Raw genomic sequence first — 21,054 nt, 5'->3', positions numbered from 1 at the left:
TAAATTCTTCATCAAATCTGACCTAAATAATAATTATTTATCGAATTTAGAGGTGTCCTAAGAAGGGGAAGCCTACACCAACATACCAGAAAAAGCAAAAATCCGAAGCATTATTCCGCCAATATTCTTATTGAATTTATTGTGATTGCGTGTCCACATTGTGCCTTTATATATTCCAGCAAAGAAAAAGTACATCATGTTATATACGATATTGATTGTGATTACAAAAAAAAATCGTTCAATCAATTAATTTTCAATAGAAAATAAGAGATAAAGTAAGCTTAATATAGCATTTACATATCCAATTATTTTATAATATTTTTTTATCTCAGATTTGGTCATTAAATGTTATACAAGGTTTAAGCTAAAGCTTATTTTTTGGTTTTATTTTTTATTTCAAAGCTAAATCGATTCCCGATAGCTATCAGGATTAACGTCTTTATAAATATATATTTACCTACGTAATAAGAAACAAGTCCCCTTAACTTATAAATCTTTTTGCCAAACGTATTGTTTGCTTACAACGGTAATAATTTCGCTTGAGTTTTTATTTTATGCTTGATTTAGAAATCTACAATTTGTCATATATTGTAGAAAGGTGATTATAAATATCAGTTATTGAGTTATTATTTTCAGTAATCAATCCATAAATCTTCGTTATCGATTCAATGTTGTCACTACTAATTTTAAGATTTTGGTTAGACGCATTGTGAATTTTTAGAATAGCTTCATCGTCATATGCTCGATTATTTAAATTTGTCATTTGTCCTAGTAGGTTTTTCATGGTTTCGGCGTTCATTTTAAGCATTTCGGTGATATAGGTTATCTTAGTTTCAACATCGTCTAATCTTTTTTGTATTTCTTCTAGCTCCATTTAAATTATTTTTTAGTGTATGGTTTAATATTATCAACCCAATATTTCATAAAAATATGTCTAATAGCAAGGTCAAAACTCCAATATTATTTAGTGATTTTGTATTAGATTTTTCCAATTTTAAAAGTAATTTAATCTCCACCAGTTTAAAAACAGACCTATCAACAGTTATTAACAGCTACTATTGATAATCATTTCCAGAAATTAATCTTACCACCAAACCACAAAAATCTTAACATATGTTGTTTTGTTTTTTTGCACCCATACCATCGGTGAACTCTTATGTTCTAAACGCTCGTGTATTTCGAGGATAATTTCGGTATGGCTCGACCATGCTATACTAGCGTTAGGTTCTAGAACCCATTCACTTTTAGTAGGTATATAGAATTGAAATAAAGAAAATCTATTATCATTAAAATCTTTTAGTCGCAGCCAATAACCCACAATACAATCTGCATTAAATGGGTCTAGTTTTAAATTATCTGCTTTATAAGGTTTAAATAGTTGTGCTTTAAAACAAACCTGTTGTTTAATATTTGTAGTATCTATTTCTTTCTCTAAAAGTACAGAACGTCCAATTCCAGCATGTACTAAAGAGAATTGATTGTTTTTGATTTTCTGTAGTTTTTTATAAAATGCATCGCTTCTATTTGGTCCTATTAATTGATGAATAGGATTCTCTATTTCAATGTCAATTAAATAGAATTTATAGGTAAGTTCTACGTGTATCAGTTGTTTCGTGGCTGTTTCTTTCAGTATAAAGTCAATTTCACCAATGGTTTGTTTACCATTTCGTATGGGTAAATTATGAATCAGTACATCATATGCATCACTTTGGTCTAGAAACTGCTTACACACATATTCCATCTGATGCCCCAACCGTAAATTCTCTGGAATGGGACTGGGCAAAAAACTATCTATCGCTACTTCAGGAAACTGAAACTGAGGTACACCAAACTGTTCACCTTCCCAAAGCGGCGGCGTGCTTAAAAAACCATTGAATTGGTCAAGTGTAATCGGTTTTTTGTTGATAGTGTATTTTTTAGTTGTTAGTTGTCAGTAGTTTGTAAATAGTGTTGCCGAATACCGGTGACTGAGCGTAGCCGAAGTTACTTTTTAAAACGCTATGCGCAAAACGTTGGACGCTAAGCGCCTTTCGCTTATCGCTTACATGCATAACAATGGAATCTTAGGTAAACAAAAAAGACAGATTGCTTTGTATTTAAAAACTTCTTGTAAAGCCGAACTCTTCTGCGTCAAAGGCAAAACGCTATGCGCAATGCGCAAAGCGTCCAGGGTATTCGAGCAACGAACAACCATCAACTAACATTAAACAACAACGTTAACATTTCTTAAATACGACGAGCATCCAATGTAAAAGTGTTAATTTTATACTATGGCTATGAATGAAAGAAAAGGGTTCCGCTTTGAAACTTACGAAGCACCCGAACAATCGATTTTTGATAGGCTATTTGATATTTTTCAAGAGCTTATTACGCATACATCTGGAGACTTTGACGAGGCTATAGATTGGTTACGCGAATTAGATAAGGAGTATGAACTTACTACAGAAGATTACACTATTGAAGACTTTATTGAAGAATTAAAGGCTAAGGGTTACATACGCGAAGAGTTTAAAGATGGCGGTGGCGACGCACAAGACGGGGAAGAAGGTTCTGGTGGTGGAGATATCTCCATTACCGCAAAGATGGAACGTATAATTCGTCAGCGTGCTTTAGACCAAATTTTTGGTAAACTTAAAAGAAGTGGAGCAGGTAATCATAAAACAGGTAAATCTGGACAAGGAGATGAGCATACGGGTGACTTAAGAGAATACCGTTATGGCGATGGTCTAGAAAACATATCTATGACAGAGAGTATTAAAAATGCCCAGATTAATCATGGTATGGGTAGTTTTCAACTAAGTGAAGATGACTTGGTTGTTGAAGATACGCAGCATAAAGCACAGATGAGTACTATTCTAATGATCGATATTAGCCATAGTATGATTTTGTATGGTGAGGATCGTATTACTCCGGCTAAAAAAGTAGCTATGGCATTGGCAGAATTGATTACTACGAGATATCCAAAGGATACACTTGATATTTTAGTTTTCGGTAATGATGCATGGCCGATACCGATTAAGGATTTGCCGTACTTAAAAGTAGGTCCGTATCATACCAATACAGTGGCTGGTCTGCAATTGGCGATGGATATGCTTCGTAGAAAACGTAATACCAATAAGCAGATATTTATGATCACCGATGGTAAGCCAAGTTGTCTTCGCATGCCAGATGGTACATATTATAAGAACAGTGTTGGTTTGGATGATTTTATTGTGGAGAAATGCTATAATATGGCGAGACAGGCTCGTAAACTTCATATACCGATAACAACATTTATGATCGCTCAGGATCCTTACTTAATGCAATTTATTCGCCATTTTACTGAGGCTAATAAAGGCAAGGCATTCTTTACCGGATTAAAAGGTTTAGGAGAAATGATTTTTGAAGATTACGAAGCAAATAGAAAAAAAAGATTGAAATAAGACTAAGAAAATTTTATGAAATTAGATTATAAAAAAATACATACACTAGGGGAGTTAAAAGCTGCTGGTTATAAAACAAAGAGTGTAAAAGACGAGTTAAGAGATAACCTTATTCAGAAAATTAAAAAAGGAGAAGATGCTTTTCCTGGGGTTTGGGGTTATGAAGATACTGTAATTCCTGAATTGGAGCGTGCTATTCTTTCTCGTCATAATATTAATTTATTAGGATTACGTGGTCAGGCGAAAACGCGTTTGGCGCATTTGATGGTGAATCTGTTAGATGAATATATTCCGGTTGTAGAAGGTTCTGAAATCAATGATGACCCCATGAAACCGATGTCTAGATATGCGATGGAACTCATCAAAGAAAAAGGCGATGATACTCCTGTTACTTGGATGCATAAAGACGAACGTTTTGCTGAAAAATTGGCTACTCCCGATGTTACCGTGGCAGATTTAATTGGAGATGTAGATCCTATAAAAGCGGCAAATCTGAAATTGTCATATGCAGATGACAGAGTGATTCACTTCGGAATGATTCCTCGTGCCAACCGTTGTATTTTTGTAATTAACGAACTACCAGATTTACAGGCACGTATACAAGTATCTTTATTTAATATATTGGAAGAAGGAGATATTCAAATTCGTGGATTCAAATTGAGATTGCCGTTAGATATTCAGTTCGTATTTACGGCTAATCCAGAAGATTACACCAATAGAGGTAGTATCGTTACGCCGCTGAAAGATAGAATTGGGTCGCAGATATTGACGCATTACCCAGATGATATTGAAATAGCTAGAAAAATTACCGAGCAAGAAGCAAAGTTAGATTCTCGTCAAACTGATGCTGTATATGTGCCAGACTTAGCAAAAGACTTGCTTGAACAAATCATTTTTGAAGCTCGTAAAAGTGAGTATGTAGATGCTAAAAGTGGTGTAAGTGCCCGTACCAGTATTACTGCTTTTGAAAACTTGTTAAGTACAGCTGAGTTAAGATCATTGTTGAATGGAGGCGACCATACCATGGTTCGTCTAAGTGATTTCTTAGGTATTATTCCTGCAATTACGGGTAAAATAGAATTGGTGTATGAAGGAGAGCAGGAGGGAGCTGACGGCGTTGCAGCTATATTAATCGATGATGCTGTAAAATCTTTATTCCCAGAATATTTTCCAAAGATCAATAAACTTGAACGTAAAGATGAAGAAACAGTTTATGACGAATTGTTACATTGGTTCTTTCAAGGAGAAGGAATTGAGCTAATGGATGACTTTACAGATGAAGAATACAAACGTGCTTTAGATAGCATATCAGCTTTGAATCAATTATTAAAAGATCATCAACCAGATTATGATGCTAAAGATGTTTATTTCTTAAAAGAGCTCTTACTTTGGGGATTGGTTTCTAACAAAAAATTGAACAAACAACGCTTCACTGATGGGTTTGAGTTTAAAGACCTCTATAGCAGTTTCTTAAAAGATATTTAGTAAAAAAGCCCTATCCAAATTGGATAGGGCTTTCTCTTTTTCACAGCAAAATTAAAATTATTGTAATTGATAAGCGGGCAGTTTAAATATGAAAGAACTTCCTTCATAGGGTTTACTTAAAACGACTATGGTTGTATCATGCAAATCCATTATTTTTTTAACGATAGCTAAACCTAATCCGAGTCCTTGTTTCTTGGTATGCGCATCAACTTGCTTGTAGCGATCAAAAATAAAGGGTTGATCATTTAGAGGTATACCGTTGCCAGTATCGGTTATATTTATTTCAATCTGTTTACCCATTTTTACAAGACTCAAGGTAACCTTTCCTTTAGGTTCAGTGTACTTGATGGCATTTTCAATTAAATTCTGTAACGCTCTTTCTACCAAACCTATATCTGCATAAACCATACAGTTTTCTTCAGGATTCTCTAATTGTAACTGTATTTGTTTCTGTTCAGCCAATAGCTTGAATTTAGCTATAAGATCATGAGATAGTTCTGTAATTGAAAATGGCTCTTTGATAGGGGTTACTTGTTCTGCCTCTAATTTAGAATATTCAAATAGCTGGTTAATTAGACTTGAGAGTTTGTCTATGTTATTATGGGTAATTTGTAAATATTCTTCTTTTTGAAGTTCTGTAAGCGAGTCTTTCTTAATCTGTAGTGTTTCAATATACCCTTTTAATACAGCCAATGGCGTACGTAAATCATGAGAAACATTTGCAATTAATTCTCTACGTAGATTATCTACAGATTTCATTTTATCCATGTTATCTACAATGGTATCTGCCATTTCATTAAAAGATAACGCAACCACTTCAATATCTGATTGTTCAGGATTCTCTATTCTAATATCTAAATCACCTTCTTGAAATTTACGTACTGTCTGGGTAATTAATCTAAGATTTTTAGTCAAGAACCAAATACTTAGTATTCCAATCAATGCAGAAAAAAGCATGGTCAGTACTATAGCACCGATACTTAGTTTGGTAAAATATGTCCCGAAAAGGCTATCGCTTATTATTGCTAATTCTTTACCCGCTACAATAATATAAATAAAGCCTTCATGACCATCAACAGAAAATGGTGCAGCAGAAAAGATGTTTTGCGATTCAGGATTCAGTGGGTCATCACCTAAAATGAATTCTTCTCCGTTTGATTCTATGAATTTATGAATTGGTTCTAGAGATACCGAATTCATAGGCTCATTGTCATTGTGTTCTAAAACTACAGAATATAGTATGTCACCAGATTTGTCTAGAAGATAGACCTCGATACCACGATTTACAGCCATCATATCGTGCATAAGATCTCCGAAAAGTGCTTTATTAACGGTGCCATCTTCTAAAAACGGAGCGGCATTTTGAAATTTTTCTTGAATTACATGGTTTGCCACATTCGCATTAATACGCTGTGTAATAGCTTGGTTATAATTCAACGTTAGGTAGCCTGTAATGTAAATATACGAGGCTCCCATCAGCACAATCAAAAATATGAAAGCGCCCCATAGTTTCTTTACTAATTTCGGAGTAAGGGTTTTATTGTTATCTATCATGCCATTATCTCTTCATTAAATTTATACCCAACGCCCCAAGTCGTTAAAATGTAATTTGGGTTTGCCATATCAGATTCTATTTTGGCTCGTAACCTGTTGATATGAGAATTCACGGTATGTTCATAACCTTCGAAATTATATCCCCATATAATATTTAACAATTCGGTTCTGGTATAGTTTCTACCAGGATTTGACGCCATTAGCACTAATAATTCAAACTCTTTTGGTGATAATTCTATTTTGTAATCACCTAAGACCACCTTTCGCTTATCAATATCAATTGAAAGTCCTTCTGCCAAAATAATTGAAGTATCTGGCTGTTTCAGTTCCACTTTATTAGATCTGCGAAGTACTGCCTTAATTCTTGCTAATAGCTCTCTAATACTAAAGGGCTTCGTCATATAATCATCTGCACCTATCTCTAAACCTAAAACGCGATCTATCTCTTCAGATTTTGCGGTTAACATAATTACAGGCGTGTTTTTGGTGGCACGAAGCTTTTTACAAATCTCAACTCCGTCTAAGCCGGGTAGGGTAAGATCTAATAGAATTAGCTCATAATCGTTCTCCAAGGCTAAGTTTAGCCCTTCGTTACCGTCCATCGCCATAGTGGTTTCATAACTAACATCAGAAAGATGTAGTTCTAATAGCTTAATGATTTCAGGATCATCCTCAATAATAAGTATACGTTTCATAATCAATTACGAATAAAGAAAAAAAGTATCACAGAAAAATCACATTTAAAGAAAAACAGCTTGTAGAAGGTGATTTTGCCTAATAATAGGTCGCATAATATTTTGATAATTACATGATCATCAAATAATTATTCCCATTTATGAGTATTTAATCATAGGGTTCTTAAAAACTATTGGACAAAAAAAAACCTCGATAATTTCTTATCGAGGTCTATGTATGTTTTTGATTTTTAGTTATTCCAATGATCTACATGTTGGTTCATATCGTCAAAAATGTAAGTGCCTACCATTACTTTTCTATATGCAACGGCTAAAAATGTTACTATTAATAACACCGCATATAAGGCTATCATTACCAAGCCGAGAGGTAAAAATGTACTCGGTATAAGATGATTCTCAAAATCAGAATAGCTAGACAATACTATAATTGTCTCTACCATTTTATATAGGTATACTAATGATATCGCGTAAAGTACATATTCTAAGGTTCGCATTGGTGGATCACTCAATTCGTTCTCATTAATCTTAAACCATAGTACATATAAAAAGACCAAGTGAATAATTGATAAAATAGGAAAGATGTAGTTTTCTATTTTGAAAAAGTAAAATTTATTGGTGTATAACCCGTAAAAACTAAAGATGTTCAGTAAAAAAAGCACAACAACAGATACAATTAATGTTCTCTTCCAAGTAAATAATCCTTTGATAGAATTCATAAAATTTAGTTTTCATGGGTTCGGGAGAACCTTAATTTCGTTGCAATTACGGGGAAGCTGTGGTATAACTTAAAACAATTCGATGAACGGTTAACTTCGTTGTTCAAGTCCTTGATATTAAGAAAGCCATACCTTAATATTACTATTTTTTATGAACATTAACAATAATTTACCTGTAATAATTGTGTAGGAATCTATAATGTAATTATCACGTAAAATATTGCATATTAGTAGATTTAGATAAAGAGATTTTAAGCGAGTTGTTTAGTAATGATTATAATGTAATTACATTTACATTATGAAGAAACAACGTTTTTGTTATTTGGTTCGTCTGCAGTATTTGGGCTTTAGATTTAATGGTTGGCAAGTGCAACCTAAGCTGCGTACTATTGTAGGTATGCTCAATAAAACTTTTACCTTTTTATACCCCGATAGTCCCTTTAAAATTTTGGGTGCAGGTAGAACTGACGCTAAGGTTTCTTCATTAGATGGTGCATTTGAACTTTTTGTTGAAAAACCATTATTAGACTTAGCTATTTTCTTAAAAGATTTTAATAAAAATCTACCTTCAGATATTCGGATACTCTCAATTGAATCTATTGGTCAAGATTTTAATATTATAAAGGATAGTAAAACCAAGGAGTATAATTACTTCTTTTCCTTTGGATGTAAGAATCACCCGTTTAGCGCACCTTTTATAACCAATTATATAGATGAACTAGATTTGGAATTAATGAAACAGGCTGCTTCTCTGTTTGTTGGTATACATGATTTTAGTGTTTATACAGCATCTTTAAAACCTACCACGATTGCAGTTCGAGAAATTGAAGGATGTAGCATTGTACCTAATGATATTTTAACAGCCAATTTTTTTCCAGAGCATAGTTATATTTTAAAAATTAAGGGAAAGGGATTTATGAGATATCAAATTCGAATGATAATGGGAGCTTTAGTGCAACTCGGTAAACACGAACTTAGCATAGAAGAAATTAAGGGTTCTTTAGTTACGGGTTCTAACCATAAACTAAATTCCATAGCACCTGGTTCAGGTTTAATTTTAAACAAACTGGACTTTAATAAGTAGTTTATAGTTTTAATATATTTATAAAAAATTATTCATGGCTGTAAATAAGAAGCTCAACTTCCCTAAACTCAAAAAGAAAAAATCTCGGCAGCATAATAAGCTAGGTAAAGCACCGGGAACCATTAGCTATATGGGCGATAAGGAGCGAAGTGACAGTTTAATCTATAGCACTACTTATAATGTTGATGGTTTTGAAACTAATGAATTTGCAAACTTAGATCAGTTTTTTAAAGAAGAGCGCGCCGACAAAATATCTTGGATCAATGTTGTAGGTATTACAGATGAACCGTTTATTGAAAGAATAGGTAAGCACTTTAATTTGAATCCTTTGGTGCTTGAAGATATCGTTAATACCGAACAGCGCCCTAAAATAGATGAATACGACGATTATATTTTCGGAATCTTTCGAATGTTATACATTTCTGAGGAAGATGAAATTATAGGTGAACACATAGCTATTGTTCTACATGAGAATACTGTTTTGGTTTTTCAAGAAGTTAAAGCTGATGTTTTTGACGGATTGCGAGATCGAATTACCGGTAAACTTGGTCGTATACGAACTAGGGGAGCTGATTACTTATTTTTCGCTTTACTCGATGCCATTGTCGATAATTACTTCTTAGCTATAGAAAATCTTAATAATAGAATTGAGAATTTAGAAGAAGAGGTGTATCAAAATCCTGAGCCGATAGTTGCTAAAAATATACAGCAGTTAAAAAAAGAGGTGTTAAAGATTAGACGATGGGTATTCCCTGTCAAAGAATTGATTAGCAGGCTAATTGATACAGAAAATCAACTTATTACCAAAGACACTAAACTATTCTTACGCGATGTATTGGATCATACCATTGAAATTAATGAAAGTTTACAGATTTATCGTGAGATGTCTATGAGCTTAATGGAGATGTACATGAGTAACATGAGTAATAAGATGAACGAGGTCATGAAGGTTTTGACCATAATGGCATCTATTTTTATTCCGCTTACGTTTATTGCTGGTGTCTATGGTATGAATTTTGAAAATATGCCCGAGCTTCATTATAAATACGGCTACTACGTGGTTTGGGCTGTAATGATTATTCTTTTTATAGGAATGATGTTTTATTTTAAAAAGAAAAAGTGGTTGTAAAGCCTTATTCTATATTTAGAAATATAATAATTGTAAAGTTTTATAGCATATTTAATAAAACAAAAAAGAGCCGTGTCAACGGCTCTTTTTTTATATCCTATTTTAAAAAATATTATAGTTCAAATAAATCTGATGATAAGTAGCGATCTCCGCGATCACAAACTATAGAAACTATAATACCATGATCTATTTCTTGAGCTAAACGTAAGGCTACTGTTGCTGCGCCGCCACTACTCATACCTGAGAATATTCCTTCTTCTTTTGCCAATCTTCTAGCCATAGTTTTGGCTTCCAATTCATTGACTTCCATAATGCGGTCTACTTTCTTTGGGTTAAAAATTTTTGGTAAATATTCTTGAGGCCATTTTCTTATACCTGGTATACTAGCATTGTCGCTTGGCTGTACACCAACGATTTGTATGTCGCTATTTTTTTCTTTTAAATAGGTAGAAGTACCCATTATAGTACCTGTTGTACCCATAGAAGAAACGAAGTGGGTGACTTTACCATCGGTATCTTTCCATATTTCAGGACCTGTAGTTTTATAATGAGCTTTCCAATTATTATCATTTCCGAATTGGTTCATCATTATATAACCTTCGTTGGCAACCTTACTTTCTGCGTAATCTCGTGCACCTTCAATACCTACATCTTTAGAGGTTAAAGTTACTTTGGCACCATAAGCTCTCATGGTCTGTACGCGTTCTTTAGTAGCATTCTCTGGCATTACCAGTTCAATGTCAAGTCCGTAAACACCTGCAATCATAGCTAGGGCAATCCCTGTATTTCCACTTGTAGCTTCTATTAATTTATCATTAACGGTAAAATCGCCATTGTCAAAACCGGTTTTAATCATATTGTAAGCGGCGCGATCTTTTACACTACCACCTGGATTATGACCTTCTAATTTAAAATAAACAGAAACATTAGGATTTGTATTAAGAACTCGTGACTTTAGTAGCGGAGTATTGCCAATAAGAGATAATAAGGTATTAGACATGCGGTAATGTTTTAATTTTTATTTCTGGTGTGTGAAAAACTGTTGAATGTGGCGGTACAGATGCCGTAATCCAAGCGTTTCCTCCTATAACACTATTGGCACCAATAACGGTATCACCACCTAAAATAGTGGCATTTGCGTAAATGGTAACATTATTATCTATGGTTGGATGACGTTTGGTTTGCTGTAAATTTTTAGCAACAAAGAGTCCGCCTAAGGTTACGCCTTGGTATATTTTGACATCATTCTTTATAATAGCAGTTTCACCAATTACAACTCCGGTACCATGATCAATATGAAAAGACTTTCCTATTTGTGCACCTGGGTTAATATCGACACCAGTTTGCCTATGTGCATATTCTGTCATTAGTCTTGGTACTAAAGGAAAACCCGTTTTATATAACTCGTGAGCCAATCTATATACTGAAATGGCATAAAAGCCTGGGTAAGCCATATAAACTTCTTCAATAGATAATGAGGCGGGATCACAATTTACCGTCGCTTCTGCATCAAGATTTAAGCTCTCAAGAACTAAAGGAAGTTTCTCTACATAATTCTCCCAAACCTTTTTACAAGGTTTATCGCTTTCCCAACAAGCTAAATCTACAAGTTCATCAAATTGCTTTTCAAGTTTATCTAAACTTTCCGCTACTGGTGTTTCAATATCAAATAGCATATAAAAAAGAAGGTCGGTAAATTTCTCCGTATTCCTTTTTAAGCGAAATCTTAAATTCGGCTGTTTTTTGTGGGTATTAATCTTTTCGATTATAGATCGATGGTCCATGAGTCTACATTAGTTCATCAAAATTAACCAAATAAGTAAAAGTACTTCTCATCTAATGGTTAACTTTAGCTTAAAATCACAACAGGTAAGTCGAATGTTAGAAACGAAGATTACAAAAAGCACTTTACAATTTTTAAATAAGCTTAAGAAAAACAATAATCGAGATTGGTTTACAGAACATAAAGCGGAATTTAAAGCTGAGGAAACTAAAGTAAAGAGCTTTTTCAATCATGTACTTGAAAAACTAAAGAAACATGATGAAATTGAAAAATTAAAAGTATTTAGAATTTACAGGGATGTTCGTTTTTCTAAAAATAAAACTCCGTATAAAAGTAATTTATCTGCCTCTTTCTCTAGAGCGGGTAAACATCGTAGAGGTGGGTACTTCTTGCAGGTAGCACCAGATAACAGCTTTGTTGCCGTCGGATTCTGGAATCCTGAAAAGGAAGACTTATTGCGAATTAGAAAAGAGTGGGAGATAGATACTACCGATTTGACAGACATTGTCCATGATAAAAAATTTAAGGCTATTTGGGGACCTTTAGTTGGTGATGAATTAAAAACTGCCCCTAAAGGATTTGATAAGGAGGACCCTAACATCGAATTTATCCGCAAAAAGCAATTTATTTTCGTAAAGAACTTTACCGACGAAGAAGTCTTATCAGATGATTTTGCTAATAAGGTAAACGACAGTTTTGTAGCAATACGACCTTATTTCGATTTAATGAGTTCTATTCTAACCACCAATTTAAATGGGGAATCTTTACTTGACTAATTCGTATTTATCAAAATACTGAATTTGATCTTGAATTCTTTTTACGACCATATTCATCATTCTTTTATTTAGTGCAGAAGAGTTTTTGATATAAATATCATATTCTTCAACTGTAAATTGACCTATGATCATTCCTTTAAGGGAGTTTCTGAATTTAATATCTTTTTGAATTGATTTCGCGATGTAATCTATACGTTTTTCAATCTTTAACTCATAAAAACTATTCTTCATTTTTTTGATATAATTCTGAAAAGAAGCTAGAAGTAATTCATTTTGAAGTTTAAGTATGGGTCGTAACGTTTCATTTTGAAAACGTTCGTCTTCACTCATGTTGCGCATTATTTTGGCAGAGGCAATTGTTGGTCTAATTGATTGCAATTTCTGTGTCCTGTCCATTATATTTTGATTTTACTTAAAGGTACGTATTAGATAAAATGCGTGTTTAATACCTTAAATAAGTTTTTAACCTGTTATGAACAAAGTCGGTTATGGCAAAAAATAGAGATAGAAATTAGGGTTATGATAATTCTATCTAGACACAATTGTTAATATGTAAAGTATTAAATACGCAATTGTTACAATTGATAAATCGGGCTGCTTACAACGGTAAAATTGTGCTGTTGAAAATTTTTAGACATAACTTTGCAAAGTAAATTTTCAAAAAAAGAGATTATGAGATTTCATACTAGAAAATTAGTAAAACCTGGTGATTTGAATTCTAACGGAACATTGTTTGGAGGTCGATTACTAGCTTGGATAGATGAAGAAGCTGCACTTTATGCCATAATTCAATTAGAAAATGGTAAAGTAGTTACTAAATATATGTCAGAAATTAATTTTATGAGCGCTGCTGTTAAAGGCGATGTTATTGAAATTGGTATTGAAGTAGTTAAGTTTGGTAAAACATCATTAACCTTAAATTGCGAGGTTCGTAATAAAATGAACCATGAGACAATTGTTACCGTAGACAATATTATTATGGTTAACCTTGGTGAAAACGGTAAACCTGCTGCACACGGTAAAACTAAAATAGAATTTGTAAAAGATCGCCTAGCGGCTATGGGCGAGGAGCATTAACTCTCACCCATTTCTTTAGCAATTTCTTGTACTTGGTCAAGTACTCGCATGAGGTTACCACCCCATAATTTTGCAATGTCTTCTTCAGAATAACCACGTTCTACAAGTTCTAGGGTAACATTGAAGGTTTCAGAAGCATCGTTCCACCCCTCAATTCCACCACCACCATCAAAGTCAGAACTAATACCAACGTAGTCAATACCGATTAACTTTACCATATAGTCTATATGGTCAACGAAATCTGAAACATTTACGGCTTCTGGAACATCAGACTTGTCGACAATCAATTCCTTTCCTATTTTTAAAACCTTTGGGTAATTTTCCATAAAGGCTTCTTTATCCGCGTCAGATAAACTTGAGAACTGAGAGCGCTCGTACCAAGCAATATCTAAAGAATCAGCTACTTTTTCATAAATAGATTTCATGTAGGCAGCTCTAGCATCATGTTTTTCAGAATTTAAGTAAGAGCTAAACGCCACAGTTTGCACTACGCCACCATTTTCTTTCATCATCATTAATTGCTCGTCATCTAAGTTTCGACTATGGTCACATAATGCCCTTGCAGATGAATGAGATGCTATTATCGGTGCTTTTGATAATGCTATCATTTGTTTCATAGCTTCTTTAGAAGGATGCGAAACATCTATCATTATACCGAGCTTATTCATTTCTACTACAGCTTGCTTGCCCAAATCGCTTAAGCCGTTATGCAACCATACATCATCGGTTTCACCGGTATTAGAATCTGAAAATTGACTATGGCCGTTATGCGCCAAAGAAATATAACGGGCACCTAAATCATGGTAGGTTTTAAACTGCGATAAATCTGTACCAATAGGGTAGGCGTTTTCAACACCGATCATTGCAGCTTTTTTTCCAGCTCCAACAATACGTTTTACATCTGCAGAGGTTAATGCTAATTCTATCTCTTCAGGAGCAATTTCTTCGCACAATTTATGAATAGCTTCAAACTTAGACATGGCGTTCTCTTTTGCCTTGGCATAGCCATCATTTGTCAACGTATCTTGACCTGTATAAACGATAAGCCAAGTAACGTCTAAACCACCCTCTTTCATCTTCGGTAAATTAACTTGGTTATCTAACCTCTGACTGTAATTTACACTGTCTACAAAGTTTTTGACATTGATGTCATTATGTGTATCAATAGTAATAACATCATCATGAATTCGATGTGCTTTTTCTAAGGTAGTTTCTTCAATTTTTGCTTTTTTTTCTCCGCAAGCGATTACGGTTGTAATACATAATAAATAGATAAGCTGCTTCATAGAGTAAGTTTAGACCTACAATTTAAGTGTATTCACAACAAATAACCACCCTTAGAGAACATTTTATTGTTCTCGCAGTGGTATTGATGCATTTTTAGATAATTATAAAAAACAACCTCCATAAACTAAAGAATACCTATTTATGTCAATTTCAAAAACTAAGGATTTACTTGGTCAATTATCACAACTAGAAAGAACAGTTGGCGAATTCTCTTTTGAAGAATTAAATGCCGCTGAAGCTAAAGAGTTAAAAAGCTCTTTTAATATTTTTCGGTCTAGTTTAGAAAGACATATTTATACGCCTAAAACTGATCAAATTGTTTCTAAGAAAAAAGAGGTTGCTGCAACAGAAAATCAAGAGATATCAGAAAAGCAGTTTATAACTCATGTTAGTCACGAAATTAGAACTCCGTTGAATAGTATAATAGGGTATGCTAATCTTTTAAAAGAAGAAAAGCTAACTCGTGGTCAACATAAAAAAGTAGATGCCATACAATTTGCATCAAATACACTTTTAAAACTCATTAACGAAGTTCTAGAATATTCTAAATTATCTTCTGGTAATAATAATTTTGAAACGGTAGATTTTAATTTGCATAGCTTACTTAAAGATGTTATGTTTTTATGTGAGACATTAATTTTAGATCGCAAAATAGAACTGTTGATCGATATCGATGAGAACGTACCTAAAATTATAAAAGGTGATCCATCTAAACTATCTCAAATACTTCTTAACCTTTTAGGCAATTCGGTAAAATTTGTTCATCAAGGATTTATAAAATTAGAGGTTTTCACTAAAGAACAAGTTAATAATGAATGTCTTATAGAGTTTTCTGTTGCCGATACCGGTATTGGTATTTCTAAAGAAAAAATTAAGACCATATTCAAAGGTTACACACAAGCAGAAAATGATACTTCCAAAAAATATGGTGGTACGGGACTTGGGTTGACAATTACAAAAGAAATTATAGATAAGCTCAACGGTGAAATAGAAATTGATAGCACTATAAATAGTGGAACAACTGTTATGTTTAGAATGCCCTATGCGATAGGTAACGCTACTACGGCTCCACGTAAATCTTCAAAGCAGAATACAAAAAAGAACAATAGCGGTTTATTAGCTGGTACCGAGATATTGGTATTTGAAGATAATATAATGAACCAACACCTAATTGTTGAACAATTGACAAAATGGGGCTGTAAAGTTCATGTTGATGTTGATTTAGATAAAGGCTTGTATTTACTGTCTTCTAGAAAAATTGATCTTGTTTTAATGGATTTAAAAATGCCTAATCAAAATGGATTTGAAGTGTCTAAAGCCATACGAGATCATAAAAATAGAAAAGTAAATTCAGTTCCAATTATTGCCTTTAGTGCAGATTTCACAGAGCAGGATAGCAAAGAATGTCAAGAAATAGGAATTAATGATTTTCTATTGAAACCATACACTTTAGACGATTTAATGTCAACCATTGTAAAGTATAAAAAACTAAACTCAGAGCATACAGATTTTGCATCAATACTTCAAAAGCCAATGATAGAAATAAAAGAAACCACGGTGGTAAATTTAAATAATCTGTTGAAAGATTGTTTCGGAGAAATCGATATGCTAAATGAATTATTAAAGTTGTTCAAATTGAACGCAATTGAGTTCATTGGCAATGTAAAAGTTCATCTAATGACCGAGAATTTAAAAGAAATTGCTTTATCTGCACATAAATTAAAGGCTGGTTTTGCTATGATAAAAGCTGATGGTATGCGAAAGTTAATTGTGGAGATAGAAAATAGGTGTAAAACAAATCAACCAGAAAAAGTAAAAGAACTTTATGAAATTTTCTTGAACGATTATCCATTATTAGAAGAGAATTTGAATATTGAACTTGATAAAATGAATAAAAAATAAGATGGGAAAAAATGTACTATTAGCAGATGACGATCAACTATTAGCTTCTTTATTAAACTTTAGGCTGAAAAAAGGTGGTTATACAGTACATCATTCCGTAAACGGAAAAGAAGTTAAAGAGTATTTAGAAAATACAATGCCCGACATTATCGTGAGCGATATTATGATGCCTTATTTTTCTGGTATTGAGCTTATAGATTATGTGCGAAATGAACTTAAATCAAACACACCTATAATTATTATATCATCGGCAGGTAATGAACAAAACGTTCTAACCGCTTTTGAATTAGGCGCAAATGATTTTATTACGAAACCAGTAAGTCCAACAGAATTATTAGTTAGAATAGCACGAGAAATAAATAAATAAAATTTGTTGATTCCCCCTAATCAAATAAAAATATCGATAATAACTGCACCAGAATTCAATTTAGAATATCTCTGGTGGCTGACTATACTATTTTTTGTATTGTCTGTAATTTATTTTGTTGGTGTATTCATCATCAGAAATAAAATAACATTGAACAACAGCCGTACCAAAGATAAAAAGGTCGAGTTTTCCCCCATGATTAATGAATTTCTTTTCTATGAGGATTCAAATACTAAGGAGGAAAAAATGAATTATTTAAATTTAAAAGTACAGATTAGAGAATTAATCAAAAATAATTTCGATAGAGATGTTCTTACCGAGGTATTACTTGATTTACGAAAAGATTTGTCTGGTCAATCGCAATTTGTATTAATTGAATTATATAAAGATTTAGGACTACATCACGATGCTTACAAAAAATTAGGTAGTAGAAAATGGCAAGTTGTTTCTAGTGGTATCCTAGAATTGACCACTATGGAGGTTGATGAGTCGTACGGACTTATTATAAAATTCATAAACCATAGACAAAGTACCATTCGTAAACAAGCAGAAATTGCAGTGGTTAATCTTAAAGAAGAGGGTATTAAATACTATCTTGATAATACCAAGTTTAAGATTGCCGAATGGCAACAGTTGAAGTTATTAGATGTACTAAGGCATAAACCTAATTATTCTCCGCCACAATTCGGACTTTGGTTAACTTCTACCAATACTCACGTAGTATTGTTTTCATTACGTTTGATCAAATATTATAGTCAAAACGATGCAGAGCAATCAATTATAACGCTTTTAAAACATAAGAACCGCGATATTCAAGCAGAAGCTATTGAGTGCATTAAAGATTTTCATTTCTCGAATGCTTTAATGACACTAAAATTGGTGTATTCAAAGGCAAGCCATGATATTAAAATTGCAATTTTAGATGCCATTGGTGAATTGGGTACAAAGGCAGAAGCTTCTTTCTTAGAAAATCTGCAATTGACAGAACGTAACTTTAATATAAAAAGTAAAGTAATAGGTACGCTCAACAAAATTGATCCTGAAAGAGTTTTACCTACCAAAAATATTTCTACGGCTGATTTTTATGATGTTGAATTTGATGATGCTATGCAAGAAGAGGAGCATTCAATAATTGACAATCATGAAGGTATAATATTACATGATGACATTATAGATGTTTCGACTGAGATAGATAATGAAACTATAGCTACTGAAACAAAAAAAGAAATGTCTGATATATTTAAAGAAGACACAACATATAATGAAACAGAAGAGGTAATGAACGAAGAGTTTGTTAATGAAGAGAAAACAGAATTTGATGCAGAATTGCAGCAAAATGATGTAAAGAAGATCAACTCAATAGAAGATATAGATTTAAGTTTTTTACCTCATATTAAAGATGAAGAAGCGTTAGAGGAAAAACCCGAAGAAACTGAGGCAGTTGATGACAACGATCAAGACCAAGAATCAGAAGAAGAACTTACTTTTAATTTTCTGCCATTCGTGATAGAAGAAGATGTTTTTGAAGAAGTGACTACCTCTTATAATGATGAAGATTTTAGACCATTGTTTGAATTAGATGATGAATTATTGGGAGAAGTACCAGAAGAAACTTCTATTAACCCTATAGATAATACTTCAACGAAAATGGCTCATGTTTTTGATTGGTCTACTTTAGATTCAGAAAACGAAGAGCAGAATAAAGTGGTTATTGATACAGCTGATTTGGCTGAACCGCTTATTTCTTTTGAAAACGATAATCTTTGTTTCGCTGCAAACTTTATGCCTCAAGAAGAGCTTGATGCCATGGTAATGTTAGAAAATATTTCTGAGCTGGGCGACTGTCGCGAACTGATACTTTTATATCAAATTATCGAGAAAAATAGTTCTGAAGTAGTTATCGAAAGAGCAAATGAATTAATTCAGAAATTTTCGTACCAATCACCACGACCTAATGAGTTGTTTTCAGAAGATAATAACCTTGCCGAAAGTGTATTTACCGATATCTATAATCTAGCTGATTATGAGACAAAGCTTATGCTTATCGGTGAAATTAAAAAGGTAGGTGACGAGAAAGAAATTGATTTATTAGAAAGCGTTATTCAATCTGAATCAAAAAAACTTGTAAAAAAGGCTACCGAGGCTTTAGAATATATAAAGTCGCAGTTATTAATACTTGATGATAAAACTAAAAGTACATCAGACGAAGATTTTATTTTAAATGTTGGTTTTGAGTTAGAATCAAATAATTCAATAAAGTATAAGGGAACCGTTTCGAACGAAAATGGTTCTACATTATTTGATCAGTTATGTTCTATGTCCAACTCCTTATACAGAAAGAAAGATGGATAGTGAACTATTTGGTGTGGTACTGGAATACATCAATTTTGTATTCTTTGTTTTTACCATAATTCTGTTTGTACTGTTTTCATTAATGGCATATTTTTCTACAAAGAACTCTCTTCATTATAGAAATAAAAACAGTTTTACAGATATTACCAAAATAATGGCTTCACCTTTGGCGCCAACAATCACTATAATTGCTCCTGCTTATAATGAGGGCTTAACCATTGTAGAAAATATTCGTTCGTTATTATCACTTCAATATGTCAATTATGACGTTATGGTGGTTAATGATGGTAGTAAAGATGATACGTTACAGAAACTGATAGATTCTTATGACCTTGAGAAGATAGATGTAGAAATGGATCCCGACTGGAAATCTAAACCTGTTCGTGGAATCTATAAATCAAAAAATAGGGCTTTTGAAAAGCTTACCGTTGTTGATAAAATGAACGGTGGTAAATCTGACGCCTTAAATGCTGGTGTTTCATTATCTACCAGTAAATATGTAGGTTGCATCGATGTCGATTGCTTATTACAACCAGATGCTTTATTACACGTGGTCAAATCATTTTTTCAACGTTCTAAGAAAAGAGTGATTGCAGTTGGCGGGGTAATTCGTGTAGCTAACTCTTGTATTATACAGGGTGGTCAGCTTGAAGAAATTAGATTGCCTACGAATTGGTTGGCTAGATTTCAACTTTTAGAATATACCCGCTCCTTCATTTTAGGTAGAATGGCTTGGGGTAGAATTGATAGTCTTCTTATTATTTCTGGTGCTTTTGGTTTTTTTGAACGCGAAATTGCATTAGCGGTAGGCGGGTATGATACCGACACTGTTGGTGAAGACATGGAGATCGTTTTTAAAATGCGTCGTTATATGCATGATAGAAAAGAACCCTATACAATAGAATATATACCTGATCCATTGTGTTGGACCGAAGTACCTGAAGATCTTAATATTTTAGTAAACCAAAGAGACCGCTGGGCACGTGGTAATTTAGAAACATTGTTCAAGCATAAAGACATGTTGTTCAATTCTAAATACGGTAGACTTGGGTTATTAAGTTATCCATATTGGTTTTTCTACGAATGGCTTTCTCCGTTATTAGAGTTCTTTGGCTTTTTTACCATTTTACTTTTTGCTTACTTAGGAATTTTAAATTGGGAATTCTTCTTCATGATTACGTTGGCGATATTCTTGTTTTCAATAATGATTTCATTCTATGCCATTCTTTGGGATGTGTATTCGTATAACCAATATCGAAAAACAAAAGACATTTTAATATTAATGGGTCTGGCAATTCTAGAACCTTTCATTTTTCACCCAATTGTAGTGTATGCTGCAGTAAGGGGAAACTATAAAAAATTATTCAAAATAAAATCTGGTTGGGGATCCCAAGTTAGAAAAGGTTTTGCAAAAGCATCTTAAAA

Annotated in this window: 19 protein-coding genes; 10 read left to right on the top strand and 9 right to left on the bottom strand. The window is 33.1% G+C overall.

Going from position 1 to position 21,054, the window contains the following annotated elements; genetic code table 11:
- Positions 1-571 precede the first annotated feature (571 nt).
- Positions 572-874, bottom strand: coding sequence for a hypothetical protein (locus tag Q4500_RS16420; protein WP_303600678.1), 303 nt, complete (start codon positions 872-874; stop codon positions 572-574).
- Between the two features lie 210 nt (positions 875-1,084).
- The gene (locus tag Q4500_RS16415; protein WP_303600677.1) at positions 1,085-1,783 is read right to left on the bottom strand and encodes a DUF1853 family protein; all 699 of its coding nucleotides are present in this window, start codon (positions 1,781-1,783) and stop codon (positions 1,085-1,087) included.
- A gap of 487 nt (positions 1,784-2,270) precedes the next feature.
- Here Q4500_RS16415 and Q4500_RS16410 point away from each other — a divergent pair, with 487 nt between their 5' ends.
- Both Q4500_RS16410 and Q4500_RS16405 read left to right on the top strand, forming a co-directional pair.
- Positions 2,271-3,422 (top strand): VWA domain-containing protein, encoded by a 1,152-nt coding sequence (locus Q4500_RS16410; RefSeq protein WP_073244130.1) that lies wholly within the window; start codon positions 2,271-2,273, stop codon positions 3,420-3,422.
- A gap of 15 nt (positions 3,423-3,437) precedes the next feature.
- Entirely contained in the window at positions 3,438-4,907 is a 1,470-nt protein-coding gene (locus Q4500_RS16405) for a magnesium chelatase (RefSeq protein WP_303600676.1), read from the top strand.
- Positions 4,908-4,964: 57 nt separating this feature from the next.
- Here the strand turns inward: Q4500_RS16405 and Q4500_RS16400 are convergent, their stop codons facing one another.
- The 3 genes from Q4500_RS16400 to Q4500_RS16390 form a co-directional block, all read right to left on the bottom strand.
- The gene (locus Q4500_RS16400) at positions 4,965-6,461 is read right to left on the bottom strand and encodes a HAMP domain-containing sensor histidine kinase (RefSeq protein ID WP_303600675.1); all 1,497 of its coding nucleotides are present in this window, start codon (positions 6,459-6,461) and stop codon (positions 4,965-4,967) included.
- Positions 6,458-7,156: a response regulator transcription factor gene (locus tag Q4500_RS16395; RefSeq protein ID WP_303600674.1), complete on the bottom strand. Its 699-nt coding sequence runs from the start codon at positions 7,154-7,156 to the stop codon at positions 6,458-6,460. The genes Q4500_RS16400 and Q4500_RS16395 overlap by 4 nt, the downstream gene beginning before the upstream one ends.
- 230 nt (positions 7,157-7,386) lie before the next feature.
- Positions 7,387-7,872, bottom strand: a complete 486-nt coding sequence (locus tag Q4500_RS16390) for a hypothetical protein (protein WP_303600673.1) — start codon at positions 7,870-7,872, stop codon at positions 7,387-7,389.
- 298 nt (positions 7,873-8,170) lie between these two features.
- Here Q4500_RS16390 and Q4500_RS16385 point away from each other — a divergent pair, with 298 nt between their 5' ends.
- Complete coding sequence (locus tag Q4500_RS16385) at positions 8,171-8,956, top strand: tRNA pseudouridine(38-40) synthase TruA (RefSeq protein ID WP_303600672.1); 786 nt, start codon at positions 8,171-8,173, stop codon at positions 8,954-8,956.
- A 34-nt stretch (positions 8,957-8,990) separates the two neighbouring features.
- Entirely contained in the window at positions 8,991-10,085 is a 1,095-nt protein-coding gene (corA, locus tag Q4500_RS16380; RefSeq protein WP_303600671.1) for a magnesium/cobalt transporter CorA, read from the top strand.
- Between the two features lie 112 nt (positions 10,086-10,197).
- Here the strand turns inward: corA and cysM are convergent, their stop codons facing one another.
- Positions 10,198-11,085 carry a cysteine synthase CysM gene (gene cysM / locus Q4500_RS16375; protein ID WP_303600670.1) on the bottom strand — a complete coding sequence of 296 codons (888 nt, stop codon included), beginning with the start codon at positions 11,083-11,085 and terminating at the stop codon, positions 10,198-10,200.
- Positions 11,078-11,869, bottom strand: coding sequence for a serine O-acetyltransferase EpsC (gene epsC / locus Q4500_RS16370; RefSeq protein WP_303600669.1), 792 nt, complete (start codon positions 11,867-11,869; stop codon positions 11,078-11,080). Before epsC ends, cysM begins: the two co-directional genes overlap by 8 nt.
- Before the next feature lie 94 nt (positions 11,870-11,963).
- Between epsC and Q4500_RS16365 the strand changes: the two genes are divergently transcribed.
- Positions 11,964-12,644, top strand: a complete 681-nt coding sequence (locus Q4500_RS16365; protein ID WP_303600668.1) for a DUF2461 domain-containing protein — start codon at positions 11,964-11,966, stop codon at positions 12,642-12,644.
- Here the strand turns inward: Q4500_RS16365 and Q4500_RS16360 are convergent.
- Complete coding sequence (locus tag Q4500_RS16360) at positions 12,633-13,040, bottom strand: glyoxalase (protein WP_303600667.1); 408 nt, start codon at positions 13,038-13,040, stop codon at positions 12,633-12,635. The two genes, Q4500_RS16365 and Q4500_RS16360, sit on opposite strands and share 12 nt — an antisense overlap.
- Before the next feature lie 276 nt (positions 13,041-13,316).
- Between Q4500_RS16360 and Q4500_RS16355 the strand changes: the two genes are divergently transcribed.
- Positions 13,317-13,721: an acyl-CoA thioesterase gene (locus Q4500_RS16355; protein WP_303600666.1), complete on the top strand. Its 405-nt coding sequence runs from the start codon at positions 13,317-13,319 to the stop codon at positions 13,719-13,721.
- On the opposite strand, the gene Q4500_RS16350 is transcribed toward Q4500_RS16355, so the two are convergent.
- Positions 13,718-15,007: a dipeptidase gene (locus Q4500_RS16350; RefSeq protein WP_303600665.1), complete on the bottom strand. Its 1,290-nt coding sequence runs from the start codon at positions 15,005-15,007 to the stop codon at positions 13,718-13,720. The genes Q4500_RS16355 and Q4500_RS16350 overlap by 4 nt on opposite strands.
- A gap of 142 nt (positions 15,008-15,149) precedes the next feature.
- On the opposite strand from Q4500_RS16350, the gene Q4500_RS16345 reads away from it, so the two are divergent.
- From Q4500_RS16345 to Q4500_RS16330, 4 genes are all read left to right on the top strand, one after another.
- Positions 15,150-16,910 carry a sensor histidine kinase gene (locus Q4500_RS16345; RefSeq protein ID WP_303600664.1) on the top strand — a complete coding sequence of 587 codons (1,761 nt, stop codon included), beginning with the start codon at positions 15,150-15,152 and terminating at the stop codon, positions 16,908-16,910.
- Position 16,911: 1 nt separating this feature from the next.
- Positions 16,912-17,277 carry a response regulator transcription factor gene (locus Q4500_RS16340; protein WP_303600663.1) on the top strand — a complete coding sequence of 122 codons (366 nt, stop codon included), beginning with the start codon at positions 16,912-16,914 and terminating at the stop codon, positions 17,275-17,277.
- 246 nt (positions 17,278-17,523) lie between these two features.
- Positions 17,524-19,629 carry a HEAT repeat domain-containing protein gene (locus tag Q4500_RS16335; protein ID WP_303600662.1) on the top strand — a complete coding sequence of 702 codons (2,106 nt, stop codon included), beginning with the start codon at positions 17,524-17,526 and terminating at the stop codon, positions 19,627-19,629.
- Positions 19,622-21,052, top strand: coding sequence for a glycosyltransferase (locus Q4500_RS16330; protein ID WP_303600661.1), 1,431 nt, complete (start codon positions 19,622-19,624; stop codon positions 21,050-21,052). Before Q4500_RS16335 ends, Q4500_RS16330 begins: the two co-directional genes overlap by 8 nt.
- Positions 21,053-21,054: the final 2 nt, after the last annotated feature.

Origin of the sequence: Maribacter sp. 1_MG-2023, assembly GCF_030547005.1 — a bacterium.
Classification (GTDB): Bacteria; Bacteroidota; Bacteroidia; order Flavobacteriales; family Flavobacteriaceae; genus Maribacter.
Note: the sequence above shows the minus strand (reverse complement) of the source record. Positions and strands in the feature narration are given on the sequence as shown.